We start from the raw sequence: 15596 nt of genomic DNA, 5'->3' as shown, positions 1-15596 counted from the left end.
CCGTACACCCTTCCCCATCTGCCGGGCAGCAGTGCCGGCCTGAATCCCTTCGAGTGCCTTACCCTGGGAACCTTCAGATTGAGCTTACCCATTGCCATCTGCAGTTTCCTCGTATAGAAGCCGTTGGCGTAGTCCTCTGTCGACTGAAGGAAATAGTCCCTTTCCCTCTCCATCACTGCGTTGACGATGCCTTCCAGGAGTGTTGGAAGGGAAACGTTCTCACCCTTCTGCATCCTGGCGAAGATCTCGTCTGCAGTTTTCTCTGTAAGGCTGTCTGCAGTACTGTCCTCTTCCTCCTCCTGTACCTTTTCCATCACTGTATCTGTACTGTTCCTTGCCTCTCTTCTCATAACTCCTCTCTCCATGTTTCCTGTGTCATACATTTGTCAGACATATTATCTTCCTCTTTCTCTTTTTCTGTTTTCGTCTTTACACAATTTTCCGGTGTAATCCCGTGGGAGAGAGTTGAACTCGGCATAAAGGACAGGAAATGGAAGACGCCGCTCATACTCGACGAAACGGTTGAACTGCCAGATTACGGCAGCATAAGGCAGATTGCTGCCACGGACTACGGAAAGGAGCAGCCAACACTGCTCATCACAAACGACAGGAAGAGGAGTGCGGCCACACTCCTCACGAGATACGCAAGGCGCACAATCATCGAGAATTCGCTGGGTGAGCAGGTGCACTTCTTCCATGTCGATGCTCTCTCAAGCTCAGTACGCATCAAGGTTGACCTGGACATAGTGCTCAGCGTCATTGCGAGCGGCTGCTACAAATGGTTTGCAAACAGTCTCAAGGGGTATGATACTGCAACGGCAAAGAAACTGTGGGAAACATTCATAGACAGGCCGGGCACAATCAGGCTCACAGATACCGAGGTGGTGATCCGAGTCAGAAGGTTCAGCAGGGCACCGCTGCTGCTTGAGGCGGCAGAGCGGTGGAAGGGCATGAAAATACCATGGCTTCATAACCGTACGGTCAGGATCGAGATAGCGTGAAAAATGCTGCGAAATGTCATATCTCATTCAGGCGCGAAAATCCAAGTTAGTGGAACCAATCGCAGCCGAAGTGTCTGCAGCCGCCTCCTCAAGTATTGTTTTCAGTAAAATCAGATTTCTGTCGTACAATTCATCAAAAGCAGTCCAGCGTGATTTGTCGGGAGGAACAGGGTTGGACTTTAGCCACCGGCCGGCAGCATACTGGTAAAAGTCTTCATGCAGATCCACTGGTTGGTCCATGTAGGAGAGCGAAAAGCCGATCGATGAAGCGGTGACTTCTTTAGAGTCTCCTCGAGTCTTGTTCATATTGGTCCGGATTAAATTATAAAACCTGTACAAAAGCCTATACCTGCGATTGCACTCAACCAAGCGCATATCTTCTACTTGACAAGCATTCAGGATGACGTGCACACCTTTTGCCTGACAGGTTGTCGCAGTCAAAGACCGCACTGGTCTGTATGCTGGTCCATGCAGCATTACGCAACGACAGTATGCGCGCTCATAAGCTGTTGGATTTTGTAAGGAAAAATCGATTTTACGACCCTTTATTTATGCCTTTGAGGTGATGTTTAAAGTCATCTCGCTTGTTACCGGGTTTGCGAATCCTGTAAGATCGGCCATGCCATTAAGCACGATGTGAGGGAAACTGTAAGCAGAAGATTCCATCACAATAATGTAAGCGACCAATCTGAAATGAAAGCTGCTTGTCGTACCGCTTGACCGCGAGGATTGATTGGTAAGCCGACCATATAAGGAAAAGGTTCCAAATCCCGAAAAACCGGTCTCGGCCGCTTGCTTTTGAACGTTGGTTGACGAAACATTAAGTTCACTTCCACCATAGATGCGCGCACCCATAACAGGGTTTGTATTATTACCAAAGTCATTGAATATCAGACCTACCCCTTGTGGATGAAGTGTGCTATTGACTGTTCCATTGATGTAGATATTTAGTACCACTGTTGGGGGATTTGAATATCCAGAAATTGATCCGTTAATGCCTATGGAAAGCATCGAGTTGGAGGGTAACCCCTTTAGCCCAAAATATGTTGTTGCAGAGATGTAGCTGATGTTCACAATGCCACCAGATGTTGATGAAATGTTCATGTAACTCCGGATGTTTGTGCTCGCGACTTCTGGCAGATGGTGATTACCGAAACGAAATCCCGTCACAGAATAAACTGAAAAAAGTACTATTGCACAAATAATAAATGCCGCGGCAAACTTCATCTTTCTTTTGATGCCCTTTTCCAGATAATCACCATCAGTTAGGACTTCTTTGAGCTGTGCCTCTCAATATATTCCAGGAGTGCTTTCTCAAGCTCTTCGCTGACTTTTCTTGATGATCCCGTCCTGTCAATGACAAAATGATTCCACTTTGTCCATACATCCTGGTCAACGTTGACAGAAGTCTTGCGTTTGGTGCTCATGGTTCTTAATCAAAATTGTGATATTTAATTTCAGCGGTAATTAGTTCTATACCATATTACCACAATATTCTAATAGTTAAATGGTGTTATGGTATAACGGTAATAGATATGGGCAATCTTAGACAATTCAGGAGAGTATCCGAAAATTGTGCCGACAGAGGGCAACTTACGAAACATGCTTCCAAAGAGGCAGTGTCTGAGAATGTGGCGGGCATTCAGGGAAACACAGACAGGAAGCGTGCCACTTGTGGTGAAACAAAAATTCCTTCCTGGCTCATCTGTCTCGAAGATGAATATCAGCTTGACGTCGCTTACTTTCCGGACAGGATAACGCTGAGAGCGTCGATTAACAGAGCGAGGTTCAAAGATCTGTGCTTCAAGCTCAGGATTCACGGCTTCGCATATATGCCGGATCTCAGGGCTTTTGTGAGGGGGGTGTGAATGCGATGAAATTCGACAAGTGCCTGGAAAAATCGGGCAGGGGTCTCTCCTTTTACCTGCTGCTCCCGCTGGACAAGTGGTGCTGCCGCACTCTTTCGCTCTACACAGTGACCGCAATGATTTCGGATTACGGGGCAGTTGACTTTTACATAGGATGGGACGACAACAGACCATGGATCAAGCTGAGGGGAGTGCTGTTCTGCCCGTTCTGCGGTGAAAGGTTCGAGGTGGATGCGCCTGAATCCACTGCCTTTGACAAAGTGCACAACGGGTATTTCTGGGGATAGTTGGCATGGCTCAATGGAATATGATCGACATAAAAGGCGTAAAGGAGTTTGCCATGAGTCTGCCGCCTTCTTCCTCACTCAGGGAGGTCATACTGTCAGAGCCGGACATGATACCGGCACTGGAATTCCTGGGCAAGAGCGAAGTGTGGCTGAAGTTGGCTGGAAAAGAGCCGGTCTGGCGGAAAGTCTGATGCAGGCAATTACATGTGAGATATCTCACCTGCCCGCTTGTGGAACCCCTGGATAATTATCACTCCTTTGTTACAGCATCGTTGTAACCATTACGGCAGTTTTAGTATGGCAGTTCCATTTGGAAGTGCCGCATAGAATTCATATCCCTGTTCTATGAACCTGCCCACCTCATCGACCTGCACGACTTTCTGCTTCAGGCCGTTGTTTGTCATGTTGCCCATGACCTTGTCACGCAGCATCTTCTGGAACTCTTCTTCCGGCATCGACGATATGTCGAGGTTGTCCAGCGCTTCCTGGCTGTAGCCGACCGCGCTGAGCAACTCCGATCTCAGGTAAGTCTTTGTATCGCTTTCGGCGGATGCCATTATTCTCGTGCCGAGATATTTCTCGCATCTCTTGTACGCTTCCCTCATATCCTCAATCATATCTGCAGGTAGCCTGTTCTTGTTTGTCGTGTAGCGCGCTTCCATGCTTCCTGTGTGCCCCATCCAGAATACACGGTAATCATGGGCAACGAGTCCCTTGCTCTCAGCCAGAAGGAGCTGGGTGTCGAAATAACCGCGCAGCACATAGGGCCTCCACTGAAAGCCTGCGGCCCTGATGGGTTTCCGTATGGCATCAGAGATGTTTGTGCTCGCTATGAAGGGTTTCACCGCCGTCTTTGCCGTTACCACTGGGCTATCTTTTGTCAGTTTCTCTCCGTCCCTCATCCTCGATTCAAGATACTCCCTGAGGTAATCACAACCCTCTTCCGACAGGAATGTAATGTATTGGAAACCGGCCTTCGAAAGGGACGCCGGCACCCTTACAAGCGCGGGCGTCTTTTCGAATTCAGCCGTTGAAGGGCCTATCTTCAGATCCGGCAGATCTCCGAGTCTCAGGCCGCTGTCACCCATATAGGAGCCGAGAACCTGCGGCCTGACGCCGGAGTGTGCCATAAGGATCACGCATACCCTGTCTCTGAGGGTTGCTGCCAGCACAATTCTCTTCAGCTCGTCCTGTGTCGGCACCTTCTCATTTTCAACCGTGGGCCTTGAATTCAGCCCATGCACCTTTATCCGCCTCTTCACCGGTTTGTCCATGAAATTGAGCCATGACTTCACCGCCCTCAGTGTGCCGCTGAGATAGGTCGGTGAACGCTTCCCCTCCCTTTCACCCACAAAATCCAGGAGCAGATCGCTGAGCTCCTTGTCGTCCATTTTGAGGAGTTCTTTGGGGGACAGTTTCATCTCATTATTGAAATTGCCCATCCTTCTGAGGTAGACGTCGGCAGTGATCTGTGACCCTCTGGCAACATTCTGGTACCATCGCTTTATGTCCTGATCATCAAGAAGATATGCATACTTTGACGCTTCACCCTTGATGCGTCCTCTGACCTTCTGCTCGCCAGGCATGCAGGAGGTAATGCGTTACTATAATAAATAGATATTGAACCCAAATAGGTATGGGCTCATCCGGATTTGAACCGGAGACCTCCGCCGCTCTGACCGGCAGGTGTGCCGGATGTCAAGGCGACGTCATAACCACTAGACCATGAGCCCATGCGATTACGCAGCGCTATGAAATACGTTTATGGCTTTAATTCAAACACATATAAGTATCCTTCATCGTCATCGTGTTCATTGGCCGTTCCATGTTCCGCAAATAAGCGCTGCAGTTTCAAACGCAAAGAGCATCTTCTATTCTGCCTATCTCTATGGGTGTGGTGCTGCTGCCTGTCAATGCGCCCTTCGTGTTGGCGAGAATGCATGCGCCGACCAGCGGAGTTCCGTAATTGGCCGTTCCTATCTTCGCGCTGACCTTGAGAACATCCTTAACAAGGCTCAATTCCTGCTCGGTAACTTCAGGGTGGCAGAGCACGCCGGAGTTGTTTGCCGTGCATGCCGAACCCACTGTCTTCAGTCCGGCGATCGTTCCCTTCTCCACGTCCACTCCCAGAACGTCCGCAATCTGCCTCAGCGCCCTGCCTCCTATGTCCGGATTTACTATGGCGCCCCTGTCATTAGCCACTATGTTGTTGCCGGCCGCATTAAATCTGTCCCTGAGTGTGGCGGCCGGTATCCTCGACTCTATCTGCTCAAGCTCTGTAGCCGTCGCGAATCCAGTGAGCACCGCACCGTTGCTGTTTATTGCAGCGAGTGCTCCGATGAGGTTCGTGCCGCCGAGTGTTGTCTGCAACGGCTCGACCTGCAGGAATTTCTGGATCTTCTGATATGTCTGCTCCTTGGTCAGCGGAGGAATGATAACGAGTTTGTCCGATGCTGCGGCATAAATCCCGAGGAAATTGCTCCCGCCAAAATCAGCAAAAGCAATCATTAAACTTCTCCCTACACCTCGTCGGGAAAGGAGACCTCTACAAGACCGTCTTCAAATTTTACCGCTCTGATGGTGATCTTCGAAGGTGGACTCCTGATCCCCCTGGACCAGATGTATTCCCCGACATGACCGTCAATCCAGACATCTTCGGGACTCGCCTTCATGTGCCTCACTACAAACTGTCTGATTTGAGAAATCGCAGCAATCGCCCTTCTTGTTCTCGGCACGTCCTTAATGTGCCTCAGGCTCACGTTGAAGACAACCTCTTCAGTACTGATATCATCTGCCATTGTTTAACACTCACCGTTTGGCTCTTCCTTTGTTCCACGTTCTTCTCTTCGGCTGCCTCACAACATTCCTGTTTGTCTTCATCATTACCCAGTGCGGAACTCTTGCATTCATCCTTCCTGCCTTGAGAAGCCTGATTTTTCTTGCGAGGGGTTTGTTTCTTGCCATCTAAAACACCTACTTCCGTTCGATTGTTATCTCTCTCTTCTTCGGGGCTATCTTGAAGAGGAGGTCCTTCATTGTCCTGTCGTCTATCTGCCTGTTGATCCTTCCCTGGGAAGCGAGCATGAGAAGCTGCTGCTCAACATCTGCGACAAGCTCCGGTCTGGCCATCCGCAGAGCAGCGAGTCTCTCTCTGGCCTCCGGAGTGAGTATGGCTCTCAGCACGGCCTGACGTTGAGCCTGGGCTTCCGCATTGCGCCTGCCGTCATCTATATTCTGCTGCTGCTCGCTTTCAAGCTGCATCTGAAGCTCGGCAAGCCTTCTCCTGCGCAGCATTTCAAGCTCTTCGTCCCCGGCCATATCACGCTTCACTCTCTGCCTTTGACTTGTACTTATCCAGTTCGCCGTTTGTCTTTGCGAGTTCCTGAAATACTTCATGGGCTGCGGCATCTACGAAACCCCTGCCCTTTCCTGAAACGACTCTTCCTGTATTCTTCTGTTTTTGTATGAATCCTGCCTTCTCGAGCTGCTGCAGTGCGAGTCTGCTGATTGATCCGCTGCCCTTGACAGCCGCATTGGGTTTGGATCCCCTGTCAGACGGTCCACCGAACTCGGCTGAGAGTCTGGAGGTGCCTATCGGACCCAGAATGTAGACCTTTCTGAGCACGGCAGCTACTCTCCTGTGCCACCAGTCTGATTCTGCTGGCGCCTTCTCCCTGTGCCTGCCGGTTTTAACAAAGTGTGTCCACTCTTCAACCTTTATGGCCTCAATCTCTTTCAATTTCGCAGTGAGGGCCTCTATGAGAGGCCCGGCCGGAACATCATACGCCGTGGTCATTGGATTTCCTCATGAATTCATATATAAACTGGCCGTCGTTGGCCCGTCAATTACGTTATTAAATTGTTTAAAACGAATGGTTACTTAAAGATATCTACGCACAACGGTCCCGGCGCCCTTCAAACGACAGGCACGAAACGACATGCTGCAATGAGTTTCCACCGGTGCCCAACAGCTCCTCTTAGAATGCGGCGCTTACTCAACGTATATGGCAGGTCTCAGCGGAAAACTGTTCTCCCTTCTGCCGGTCCGGTCCTCGCTGCCATCTGCATCGCCGCTCTGCACCGATATTTCACACCCGAATTCCCGTCTGAGGAAACTCGCGTTCTCCTTCAGCAGGCGATGTTCGTCGAGAAGGTCCGCTTTCTCTGCGACTGACTTCAGCCTTCCTGCCTGTTTCTCTTTCGAAAGGTTCCTGTAGAATTTTTCCATTTCCCTTGCGGAAACGGTCGATGAAAGCTGTTTTCTTATTGCCGCGGCATTATCTCTGTTGCCGGCTTCTTCCGCGGCAAGAAGCTGTTTCTTCAGGCGTCCGGCCGTATAGATTGTGATTTTGCCAGGAACGATCTCGGTCACCTTCAATATCTCCGAAATGTCGGCCATGACGCCTTCGAGATAACTTTCGCCGGCTATCGCCGCTTCATTCTCAACCATTGTTGACGGTTCAGGCATCACACTAACGGACACGAATGTGTCATTCCCCATGGCTTCCCACGCCTCTTCACATGCATGCGGTGCGAACGGAGCGAGCATCATCACCTGCATTTCTGTGAATTTCCGCATTGTGCTTCTGTTGGGTGTTCCTCTTCTCTTGATATACCATTTGACGGAATTCTGCATGTCTATAAGTGCACTCTTTACCGCATTCTTGTACGACATTTCCTCCATCGTAGCTATGTAGCTGCGATAGTGTCTTGACATCATTGAAGCCATCCAGACATCCATGCCGTCCTCCGCCGATACTTCATAACTGTTCAGTGTCCGTGCTGTTTCCAGTATCTGAAGAAGTCTTTTCCCTGCCGTTTCGGCGAAATCCTTGTCGAAATTTGGATCATCAAATCCTTCATCGGCGTATGCCTCAGTCAGTCGTGTCACGTCTGCGCCGAACTGCTCTAAGGCGTCATCAAGATACAGTGAATTCCCCGCGGATTTGCTCATTTTCGCACCGCTGACCGTGATCCAGCCGTTTACACCGTAGGAGCGCGGCCAGTGTTCCCGCGGAAATATCGCAACATGGTTAAATGCAGCAAATGTGAGGTGATTTCCAACTAGATCCTTCCCGGAATTGCGCAGATCCATCGGATACCAGTACAGGAATTCATTTCTCAGTTTCTTCGTTTCCTCGGGGCTGAAGCCGCTTTCTGCCGATGCTTTTTCAGGACTGCTCTTGCCCAGAAAGACGTAGTCGAAGAACGCATGTCCGAGTTTTCTGTCTGATCTATTCTTCCCGTTCTGAATAACATGCGCTATTGTGTAGTATGCCATGTATATGGTAGAATCAGAAAGCGACTCAATCTTCCACGCATCATCCCATGGAAGCGTGGTTCCCAGCCCCGTGTGGTGTACACACGCCCAGTCTTTCAGCCAGTCGACCACATGGTCAAACTGTTTCCGCACGAGCGGCGGATAGAATTTCATCGACGCTATCGCCTCATGAGTTTCGTCCTTCCACGCCTGATCCCCGTACGCCAGGAACCACTGGTTGTGAACAACTTTTACAATGCATCGTGTAAGACATCTGCATACCACCTCACCGGAGGGTTCGTACATCAGGTCCGCATCGCCTCCCGCCATGAGTTTCTCTTTTATGGCATCGCGTGCAACGTCGACTCTCAGCCCGGCGTATTCCCCGCAGCGCTCCAGCATGACGCCCTTGTAGTAACCCTCTCTGTAAACCTCTTCCCTTGCCCTGTCCAGTTTCTCCTTGTCTTTCTGGCTCTGAATTTTAAGCCGTTCGACTGCAGTCTTTGCAGGCAGCGTCCCGTACCCCGGTGTGTCTATGATCTCCACTGGTTCAATGTTTTCAACGGCGTCAGATATTGTCTGTTTCAGTGTTCCCTTCTTTGCCTCTGCCTTCAGGTCTTTCAGCGCGATGTAATCGTCAGGCGAGTCGCTCGGCACCGACGTTACTATGCCAGTTCCCTTTGAGGGGTTGGCGAAGGTTGCCGGTAGCACGACGAGCCTCTTCCCCATCGTCGGAGAGAATGCATACGTGCCAGTGAGCTCATCCCCTTTCAGTGCGCCGATCACTGCCAGTTCTCTGCCCTGTTCTCTCAGTTTTTCGGCCGCTTCACTACTGAGTATCCATGCCTCACCATCTGTCCGGACCCGCACGTATTCGGCTTCGGGGTTAATCCACAGATTCGTCTGCCCGAATGCTGTCTCCGGCCTGAGTGTGGCAGTGACAAGAATGTCGCCACCGTCAGTTCTGAATTTAAGCAGGGTGTATTCGGTCGGCGTCTCCCCCTCGCCTTCAACCCTGTCATGGTCGCCCACCGGTATGTTATCCTTCGGGCACCATATGACGGCATGCGAGCCAAGCCTGACATAGTTTTTCTCTTTCAGCACGTTGAATTGCCATCTTACAAATGAATCGTAACTGCTGTTGAGCGGAGTGGTGATGAACTTCCTTCTCCAGTCTATTGACATACCCAGACGGCGCATACTATCCTCCCACCTCTTTGGAAAATATTCTGTCCAGTATGCGGGTTCGGCAAACTTCTGCATTTCACTGTCTGTTATCCCTATGGATCTCATGATTTCTATCTGGGTTGACTCACCGTCTTTGATTCTCTTGGCTGCTGCGACAATCGGGACGCCGGTGCAGTGGAACGCGAAAGGGAACAGCACATTGAAACCGCGCATCCTCCTGTATCTGCATTGAAATTCCACTCTGAGCACAGTGAAGGCGTGGCCTACGTGTGGCAGGCCGTTCATATAGCTGTACGGGAAGGTTGCATAGAACTTACTGCGCCAGTCCGGTACGGCTTCGAACAGATGAGCTACCGACCACCTTTTCTGCCATTTTTCCTCAATGCGAGATATGTCTTCTTCTGGAATGTTAATCCCTCCTCGTCGATATGTACAATCGATTTCGCTGTCAGCGTCTTCAGAATCGATCGTAATTTACCAGTTCCTGCAACGGCTTTGCAGGCGGCACGCTGCTCAGTTCGCTGGGCATACCAAGCGGTGAAAGTGAGACGATCCTGCACTCATTCGGGGCCTTTACGATCTCCCTGATTTTCTCCTCCCTGAATGATGACATCCACTCTGTCTGGAGGCCAAGCTGATTGGCTATGAGTGCAATGCGCCCGATGAGTATCCCGGCATCAACAGAAAAACTGTTCAGATACCCGCCAAGCGTCGGGTATGCGTCATCCGGTATGCCGCATACGACCAATACCATTGGAGCCTCAAGGAGCAGTTTGTTGCTTGAACACGCCGAGGAAATATTGCGCTTAGTCTCCTCGTCCCTTACGAATATCACCTTCCAGGGCTGCCTGTTATCCATCGAATGGCATGTGCGTATGGCCGAGTTAAGCGTCTTGATCTTTGTTTCGTCTATCGGCGTCTGCGAAAATCTCTTCGCGATGTGGTTGCTTTTGAAAATTTCGTTAGATTCCATTTAATCATTCTGCCGGTGATACGAGCTATATTCTTGTAATCTGATTCCACACTGTGTTTTAAAATAAAATGGTATCTGTCTCCGGTACCCTCTACAGTTGCCTCGCATTAGAACCGTGTTCCGCGTACGCTGCTGGAGCAGTCATGTTGATTTTAATGATAATGCATTTACTTGAATATTATTTTTTGCATGCCGAACCCGAACTAACACACTTCAGCAAGGTGACAATTTTTCAATGAGATGGCAGCCGCGCGAATCCATTCTGTCCTCATCTGTTGCTGAGAAGCAGGCGTATGAGCTAACGGTCCTCTCTCGTGAGCAGGCAGCCCAGTATCGCGTTGATCTCCGAAAGCGGGGCATGGTGTAGGCTGGCCCACTTTCAGGCGTTGCACATTCCTGGCGGATAACCGACGAACGAGTCATGCATCAAAAACTAATATGTGTGTGACCTCTTCCATTAATCTGCTGATGCCCATGAAATTCAGAAAGGAGAGGGATTCTCTTGGCGAGGTTGCAGTGCCGGAAGAAGCATATTTTGGTGTCCAGACACAGCGCGCGGTCGATAATTTCCGGATAAGCGGATTCCGGCCGTTCAATGAATTCATCTGGGCAACGGCTGTTGTGAAGCTGGCTGCTGCAAGGGCAAACATGCGTACCGGGATGCTTGAGGTCGCAAAAGGCAAAGCCATAGAGAAGGCAGCTACTGAGGTCATTGCCGGCAGGTTCATGGATCAGTTTGTTGTAGATGTGTTTCAGGCCGGTGCCGGTACTTCGCACAATATGAATGCAAACGAAGTCATCGCGAACAGGGCCATCGAACTGCTTGGCGGCAAGAAGGGCGATTATTCCGTGATTCACCCCAATGACCATGTAAACATGTCCCAATCCACCAATGACACGGTTCCGACAACAATACGCATCGCAGCCATACGACTGCTGAATGAATTGAACGGTGAGCTATCTCTCCTCATCGGTTCTTTGAGAAAAAAGGGCATGGAATTTGACGGTATCGTCAAGTCCGGCAGGACACATCTGGAGGACGCCGCTCCAGTTCGTCTCGGGCAGGAGTTCAATGCATACGCCGACATGCTGGAATATGACCTAAGGCGTCTTGAACACTCCATTGACGTGCTGGGCGAACTGAACATAGGCGCTACGGCCGTCGGCACGGGTGTGAATGCCGATCCATCCTACGTCGAAAACGTGGTGAAGGAACTGGTGGCTATCACCGGATTCAAACTCAGAAATTCGGAAAACCTCATGGCCCTCACTCAGTCGATGGCCGACTTTGTCGATGCTTCCGGCGCCCTTCGGGCACTGTCAGTCGATCTGACCAAGATTGCCAACGACTTCAGGCTCATGAACTCAGGTCCTGTTACCGGTCTCGCAGAAATCACGCTTCCTGCGGTTCAGCCGGGCTCCTCGATTATGCCGGGAAAGGTGAATCCTGTCATTGCGGAATGCATGAACATGGTAGCTTTTCAGTGTATGGGAAATGACCTTTCCATATCGCTTGCCGCCCAGGCTGGCCAGCTGGAGCTGAACGTGATGATGCCGCTTATTGCATTCGATATCGTCTTCTCCATGAGGATTATGCGAAACTCTCTCCGAATGTTCAGGGAGCTGCTCGTCGAGGGTATTGCGGCCAATGAAGATCGCTGCGCCAAACTAGTGGAGCGGTCTCCAGGCATAGCTCTTGTTCTCAACCCTTACATCGGATATGCAAAGGCGGCCGAGGCCGTCAAGGAATCGCTGAAAACTTCGAAATCGATAAGGGAAATAGTGCTGGAAAAGGGCTGGATGAAGAAGGATGAGCTCGACAACGTTCTGGATCTGTATTCGATGACTGAGCCGGGCGTGAAAGGAAAAATGGGCAGGAAAAGTGCCGGAAAGAGAGTCTGATGCCCGCGGGAATACTGTCACGGCGACGGAACGTGAGCGGCACTGTTTTCGCGCACATGACATACATCCTGTCATGGCATTGAAACAACGGCAAGCCTGAATCACCGAACGACGTGTATACGACGCGTCATGTTTTGTCTCACTACCTATTTATAATGCCTGAATTTTGGCTGGATCGGTAAAGAAGTTCAGGAGAACATCAACATGGCAGAGGCAACAGTTCAGGCCGGTGCTCCTGCGCAGACCACTCAGAGGCGCAGAGTTACCAGAGGGGAATACGTGGTGGCGCAGAATGAAGAGACGAATCCCCAAGTTAACGTGATACGTTTTGTACCCACAAATGGTCAGATGTTTGAATTCGAAGCCGGTCAGTTTGTTTCCATCTCGGCAGTGAAACCCGACGGCAAGAGGATAGCAAGAGATTATTCGATATTTTCGCCGCCTTCCTTCAGGGAGGGTTTCGAATTGTGTGTCAAGCGGGTTGAGGGCGGATTCATGTCAAACCATCTATGCGATCTGAAAGCCGGCGACAAGATCAATGCAATCGGACCTATGGGCGGTTTCACAATAAGAAAACCGATTCCTCCAGAGATATTCTTCGTATCGACCGGAACAGGCGTCGCACCTTTCAGAAGCATGGCAGAGACGCTTCTTGCAAACGGTGCCAGCGAACAGATATACCTCATCTTTGGCTCTAGGCATCCGGAGGATATAATCTACAGGTCTTATTTCGAAGATCTGGAAAAGAAGTATGATAACTTCCATTACCGCCCTACACTCAGCAGGGCCGACGACACATGGACCGGGCACAGAGGTCATGTCCAGGAAACTTTGAAGAAACATATTGGCGATCCGACAAAGAAGGACGTTTACATCTGCGGTCTACAGATTATGGTTGACCAGGTAAAGGATCTCGCTGTCGCGTCCGGAGTCAGCCCGAACAACATCTATTACGAGAGATATGACTGAACCTCTGCTATGAGTTCTGCATCTTGCGGCGGCAGGATCCATTCTCTTTGCACATGGTTCCCCAACACTGCATCCTGCATTGTTTATGCCGCTCGCTGGCGAAGGCACAGAACAGGGCACCACATATTGTATATACGAGTTGTCGAATCCAAGCAATATTGCCGCGAAAGACTGCGGAGACACCCACGCGTGTCTGCAACACTGGTAGTTTGATGTGTAAATGACAATTTCAGGAGTGAAAAATTTGCCAGATTATCAGCTTCCGGAACGATGCGACACCTGCCCTTTTTTCACACAGACGTTTACTCAGGAATTGAAGCGCAGGACGCAGGAGGGTCTCAAGGCGGTCACTGTTCTTACAGGCATCTGCGGCGTGATGCGCCTGAGCGAAATCCGTGCAGTAGTTCCGGCGTATGAGACAACACACAGGAGATCAGGAGACTCGGCCTGTTATTTCTCTGAAGAAGCGCATTCGGCACTTAGGCCAAAAGTTTCATGGTTGATTGAAAAGAGGAAGTCAGTCAAATCCACAAAGTGACGGTTTACAGCGACTTCAGATGGTGGGCCATCTCTCCGGTAGACGCTTCTCCAATGCCATCTTCAGATATGGCAATGATTCCTATGCTTACGCTCTTGTCGTAAAGGCCTACACCCTTCTCCACAGCTTGCTGTGGGTGCACTCCGTCTTCTATGCTGTCGTACACCGTCTTGGCCAGAACCTTTCTTATGATCTCTTCGCCTATGCCAGTGGCAGCTACTGCTCCTTTAGGTCCTGCAAATATGCCGCATCCAATCAGCGGTACGTCTCCGACTCTTCCATTCAGTGCCGGGAACGTGCCGCCGGTGGAGTTTGCCGCCGCAAAATTCCCGTCGCTGTCCATTGCAACCGAACCCACGGTGTCGAGTGTCTGGCTGTTCCAGTTTCTGGGCCATGCGGGTCTCTTTCCGTTCCTGTATTCGTCTAAGCCCCTTCTGAGCCTCTCCTTTGTCTTCTCGGTGCTGTTATCATATTCGCCAAAGCCCTTCGATCGTGCAAAATCCTTTGCTCCGTCTGCAACCAGCAGAATGTGAGGTGTCGAGAGAACTTCTCTCGCGACGAGCACCGGGTTTTTTGTCGAAGTGAGGTGTGCAACCGCTCCACATTCTCCATTGGAGGTCATCACAGAGGCATCCAAGTATGCAATTCCGTCAAATCTGAGCACTGAGCCGGTTCCCGCGTTGAACCTCTCATCATCTTCCATGTACACTACGGCTCTCGTGACAGCGTCAATCGCAAGTCCTCCGCCTGCAAGCAGCCCAAATCCGACATCCACCGCTTTTGCCGGGCCGTCAGAGAGTGATGCCGGCGAGCCTGCTCCACCATGTACAGCTATGCCGTATTTCATGGATGTTACAACGAATACACTTATCTCAATCTTTTTACGCATTCGGCATTAATCGGTTGCATCGGTGTACTGCGGTCAAAGCATCTGGTCGAGCGTCTCACTCATCGTCTTCTTCAGGCAGACGAACATTGGTGTGTCTCTGACCGTATATCTGCTCGCCTCCGTATTCCTCAGATCCATTACGAGCGTCTGAAAGGAAAAAAGATCATCGGAGTCGAACGACAGAAGAAAATCCTGATCGCCTATGCCGAATGAGTAAGCTGTGTTGATTCTCACGCCGGGATATTTCCTTCCGACCATTATGTGTTCTGCCATTATGCGTCTCCTTTCGCCGGAGGAAAGGAGGTACCATTCCCTCGTCTTGACGAACGGATATACAAACAGGAATTTTCCTTCTCCGCTCGCAAGATGCACTTCAGATTCCCCTTCCGCCTTGTACTCGGATTTTCGTTTCGTGCAGAGGTAGACGTACGGTGTGGTCAGATACGCCGCAATCGCGGTTTTTCTCAGCTTCGCAACTTCGTTCTGAAGCAGTTCTGCATCGGAAGAGCGAAAATGAATCATGAAATCCGTCTCGGCTCTCAGTCCGAGGAGGGTGTATGCGGCATGTTCCACACCTGTGCCTTCAAGCACATTCATGAATTCAGTTTTCATCGCATCTTTCTGCTCGCCGCTGTTCTTTGTCGCGGCCGCATCGAGTTTATAAAACGTGAAGTTGTGCAACTCATTTCCTTCCACATCCGTCATGCTGTTTTCACCTTCC

21 protein-coding genes and 1 tRNA gene are annotated in these 15596 nt (G+C 50.4%); 7 read left to right on the top strand and 15 right to left on the bottom strand.

Translation table 11 applies throughout. The features are described from left to right. Positions 1 to 383, bottom strand: a 383-nt coding sequence (locus tag KIS30_07950; protein ID MBX8646671.1) for a transposase, incomplete at its 3' end; no start/stop codon positions are given. Between KIS30_07950 and KIS30_07945 the strand changes: the two genes are divergently transcribed. Continuing rightward, positions 384 to 1001, top strand: a complete 618-nt coding sequence (locus KIS30_07945; protein MBX8646670.1) for a hypothetical protein — start codon at positions 384 to 386, stop codon at positions 999 to 1001. Between the two features lie 27 nt (positions 1002 to 1028). On the opposite strand, the gene KIS30_07940 is transcribed toward KIS30_07945, so the two are convergent. From KIS30_07940 to KIS30_07930, 3 genes are all read right to left on the bottom strand, one after another. After that, positions 1029 to 1307 carry a hypothetical protein gene (locus KIS30_07940; GenBank protein ID MBX8646669.1) on the bottom strand — a complete coding sequence of 93 codons (279 nt, stop codon included), beginning with the start codon at positions 1305 to 1307 and terminating at the stop codon, positions 1029 to 1031. A gap of 243 nt (positions 1308 to 1550) precedes the next feature. Beyond that, positions 1551 to 2228 (bottom strand): hypothetical protein, encoded by a 678-nt coding sequence (locus KIS30_07935; GenBank protein ID MBX8646668.1) that lies wholly within the window; start codon positions 2226 to 2228, stop codon positions 1551 to 1553. A gap of 38 nt (positions 2229 to 2266) precedes the next feature. Beyond that, positions 2267 to 2428: a hypothetical protein gene (locus KIS30_07930; protein ID MBX8646667.1), complete on the bottom strand. Its 162-nt coding sequence runs from the start codon at positions 2426 to 2428 to the stop codon at positions 2267 to 2269. 108 nt (positions 2429 to 2536) lie between these two features. On the opposite strand from KIS30_07930, the gene KIS30_07925 reads away from it, so the two are divergent. The 3 genes from KIS30_07925 to KIS30_07915 are packed head-to-tail and all read left to right on the top strand — an operon-like array spanning position 2537 to position 3347. Beyond that, complete coding sequence (locus tag KIS30_07925) at positions 2537 to 2869, top strand: hypothetical protein (protein MBX8646666.1); 333 nt, start codon at positions 2537 to 2539, stop codon at positions 2867 to 2869. 5 nt (positions 2870 to 2874) lie between these two features. Next, complete coding sequence (locus tag KIS30_07920) at positions 2875 to 3156, top strand: hypothetical protein (protein ID MBX8646665.1); 282 nt, start codon at positions 2875 to 2877, stop codon at positions 3154 to 3156. Between the two features lie 5 nt (positions 3157 to 3161). Beyond that, positions 3162 to 3347, top strand: a complete 186-nt coding sequence (locus KIS30_07915) for a hypothetical protein (protein ID MBX8646664.1) — start codon at positions 3162 to 3164, stop codon at positions 3345 to 3347. Between the two features lie 90 nt (positions 3348 to 3437). Here the strand turns inward: KIS30_07915 and KIS30_07910 are convergent, their stop codons facing one another. The 9 genes from KIS30_07910 to KIS30_07870 all read right to left on the bottom strand — a co-directional run bounded on the left by KIS30_07910 (position 3438) and on the right by KIS30_07870 (position 10577). After that, a complete protein-coding gene (locus tag KIS30_07910; protein ID MBX8646663.1) occupies positions 3438 to 4742 on the bottom strand; it encodes a site-specific integrase in 1305 nt (434 codons plus the stop codon). A 51-nt stretch (positions 4743 to 4793) separates the two neighbouring features. Then, positions 4794 to 4889 (bottom strand) — tRNA-Val (locus tag KIS30_07905). Positions 4890 to 5007: 118 nt separating this feature from the next. After that, on the bottom strand, positions 5008 to 5664 hold the full coding sequence (locus KIS30_07900; protein ID MBX8646662.1) for a translation initiation factor IF-6: 657 nt from the start codon (positions 5662 to 5664) through the stop codon (positions 5008 to 5010). An 11-nt stretch (positions 5665 to 5675) separates the two neighbouring features. Further along, a complete protein-coding gene (locus KIS30_07895; GenBank protein ID MBX8646661.1) occupies positions 5676 to 5954 on the bottom strand; it encodes a 50S ribosomal protein L31e in 279 nt (92 codons plus the stop codon). A gap of 10 nt (positions 5955 to 5964) precedes the next feature. Further along, positions 5965 to 6120 (bottom strand): 50S ribosomal protein L39e, encoded by a 156-nt coding sequence (locus KIS30_07890; protein ID MBX8646660.1) that lies wholly within the window; start codon positions 6118 to 6120, stop codon positions 5965 to 5967. A gap of 9 nt (positions 6121 to 6129) precedes the next feature. Further along, positions 6130 to 6474 carry a DNA-binding protein gene (locus tag KIS30_07885; protein ID MBX8646659.1) on the bottom strand — a complete coding sequence of 115 codons (345 nt, stop codon included), beginning with the start codon at positions 6472 to 6474 and terminating at the stop codon, positions 6130 to 6132. 1 nt (position 6475) lies between these two features. Further along, positions 6476 to 6952 (bottom strand): 30S ribosomal protein S19e, encoded by a 477-nt coding sequence (locus tag KIS30_07880; GenBank protein MBX8646658.1) that lies wholly within the window; start codon positions 6950 to 6952, stop codon positions 6476 to 6478. A gap of 195 nt (positions 6953 to 7147) precedes the next feature. Then, entirely contained in the window at positions 7148 to 10078 is a 2931-nt protein-coding gene (gene leuS, locus KIS30_07875) for a leucine--tRNA ligase (GenBank protein MBX8646657.1), read from the bottom strand. After that, complete coding sequence (locus tag KIS30_07870; protein ID MBX8646656.1) at positions 10062 to 10577, bottom strand: nitroreductase family protein; 516 nt, start codon at positions 10575 to 10577, stop codon at positions 10062 to 10064. The genes leuS and KIS30_07870 overlap by 17 nt, the downstream gene beginning before the upstream one ends. A 474-nt stretch (positions 10578 to 11051) precedes the next feature. On the opposite strand from KIS30_07870, the gene KIS30_07865 reads away from it, so the two are divergent. The 3 genes from KIS30_07865 to KIS30_07855 all read left to right on the top strand — a co-directional run bounded on the left by KIS30_07865 (position 11052) and on the right by KIS30_07855 (position 13986). Then, positions 11052 to 12479, top strand: a complete 1428-nt coding sequence (locus KIS30_07865) for an aspartate ammonia-lyase (GenBank protein MBX8646655.1) — start codon at positions 11052 to 11054, stop codon at positions 12477 to 12479. Between the two features lie 204 nt (positions 12480 to 12683). Beyond that, positions 12684 to 13448: an oxidoreductase gene (locus KIS30_07860; protein MBX8646654.1), complete on the top strand. Its 765-nt coding sequence runs from the start codon at positions 12684 to 12686 to the stop codon at positions 13446 to 13448. A gap of 244 nt (positions 13449 to 13692) precedes the next feature. Further along, a complete protein-coding gene (locus KIS30_07855; protein ID MBX8646653.1) occupies positions 13693 to 13986 on the top strand; it encodes a hypothetical protein in 294 nt (97 codons plus the stop codon). 4 nt (positions 13987 to 13990) lie between these two features. Here KIS30_07855 and KIS30_07850 read toward each other — a convergent pair whose 3' ends face one another. Together KIS30_07850 and KIS30_07845 are read right to left on the bottom strand one after the other, a co-directional pair. Beyond that, positions 13991 to 14875: an isoaspartyl peptidase/L-asparaginase gene (locus tag KIS30_07850; protein MBX8646652.1), complete on the bottom strand. Its 885-nt coding sequence runs from the start codon at positions 14873 to 14875 to the stop codon at positions 13991 to 13993. A gap of 33 nt (positions 14876 to 14908) precedes the next feature. After that, positions 14909 to 15580 (bottom strand): chlorite dismutase family protein, encoded by a 672-nt coding sequence (locus KIS30_07845; protein MBX8646651.1) that lies wholly within the window; start codon positions 15578 to 15580, stop codon positions 14909 to 14911. Positions 15581 to 15596: the final 16 nt, after the last annotated feature.

The sequence above is a fragment of the Candidatus Sysuiplasma acidicola genome (assembly GCA_019721035.1).
GTDB lineage: Archaea > Thermoplasmatota > Thermoplasmata > Sysuiplasmatales > Sysuiplasmataceae > Sysuiplasma > Sysuiplasma acidicola.
Note: the sequence above shows the minus strand (reverse complement) of the source record. Positions and strands in the feature narration are given on the sequence as shown.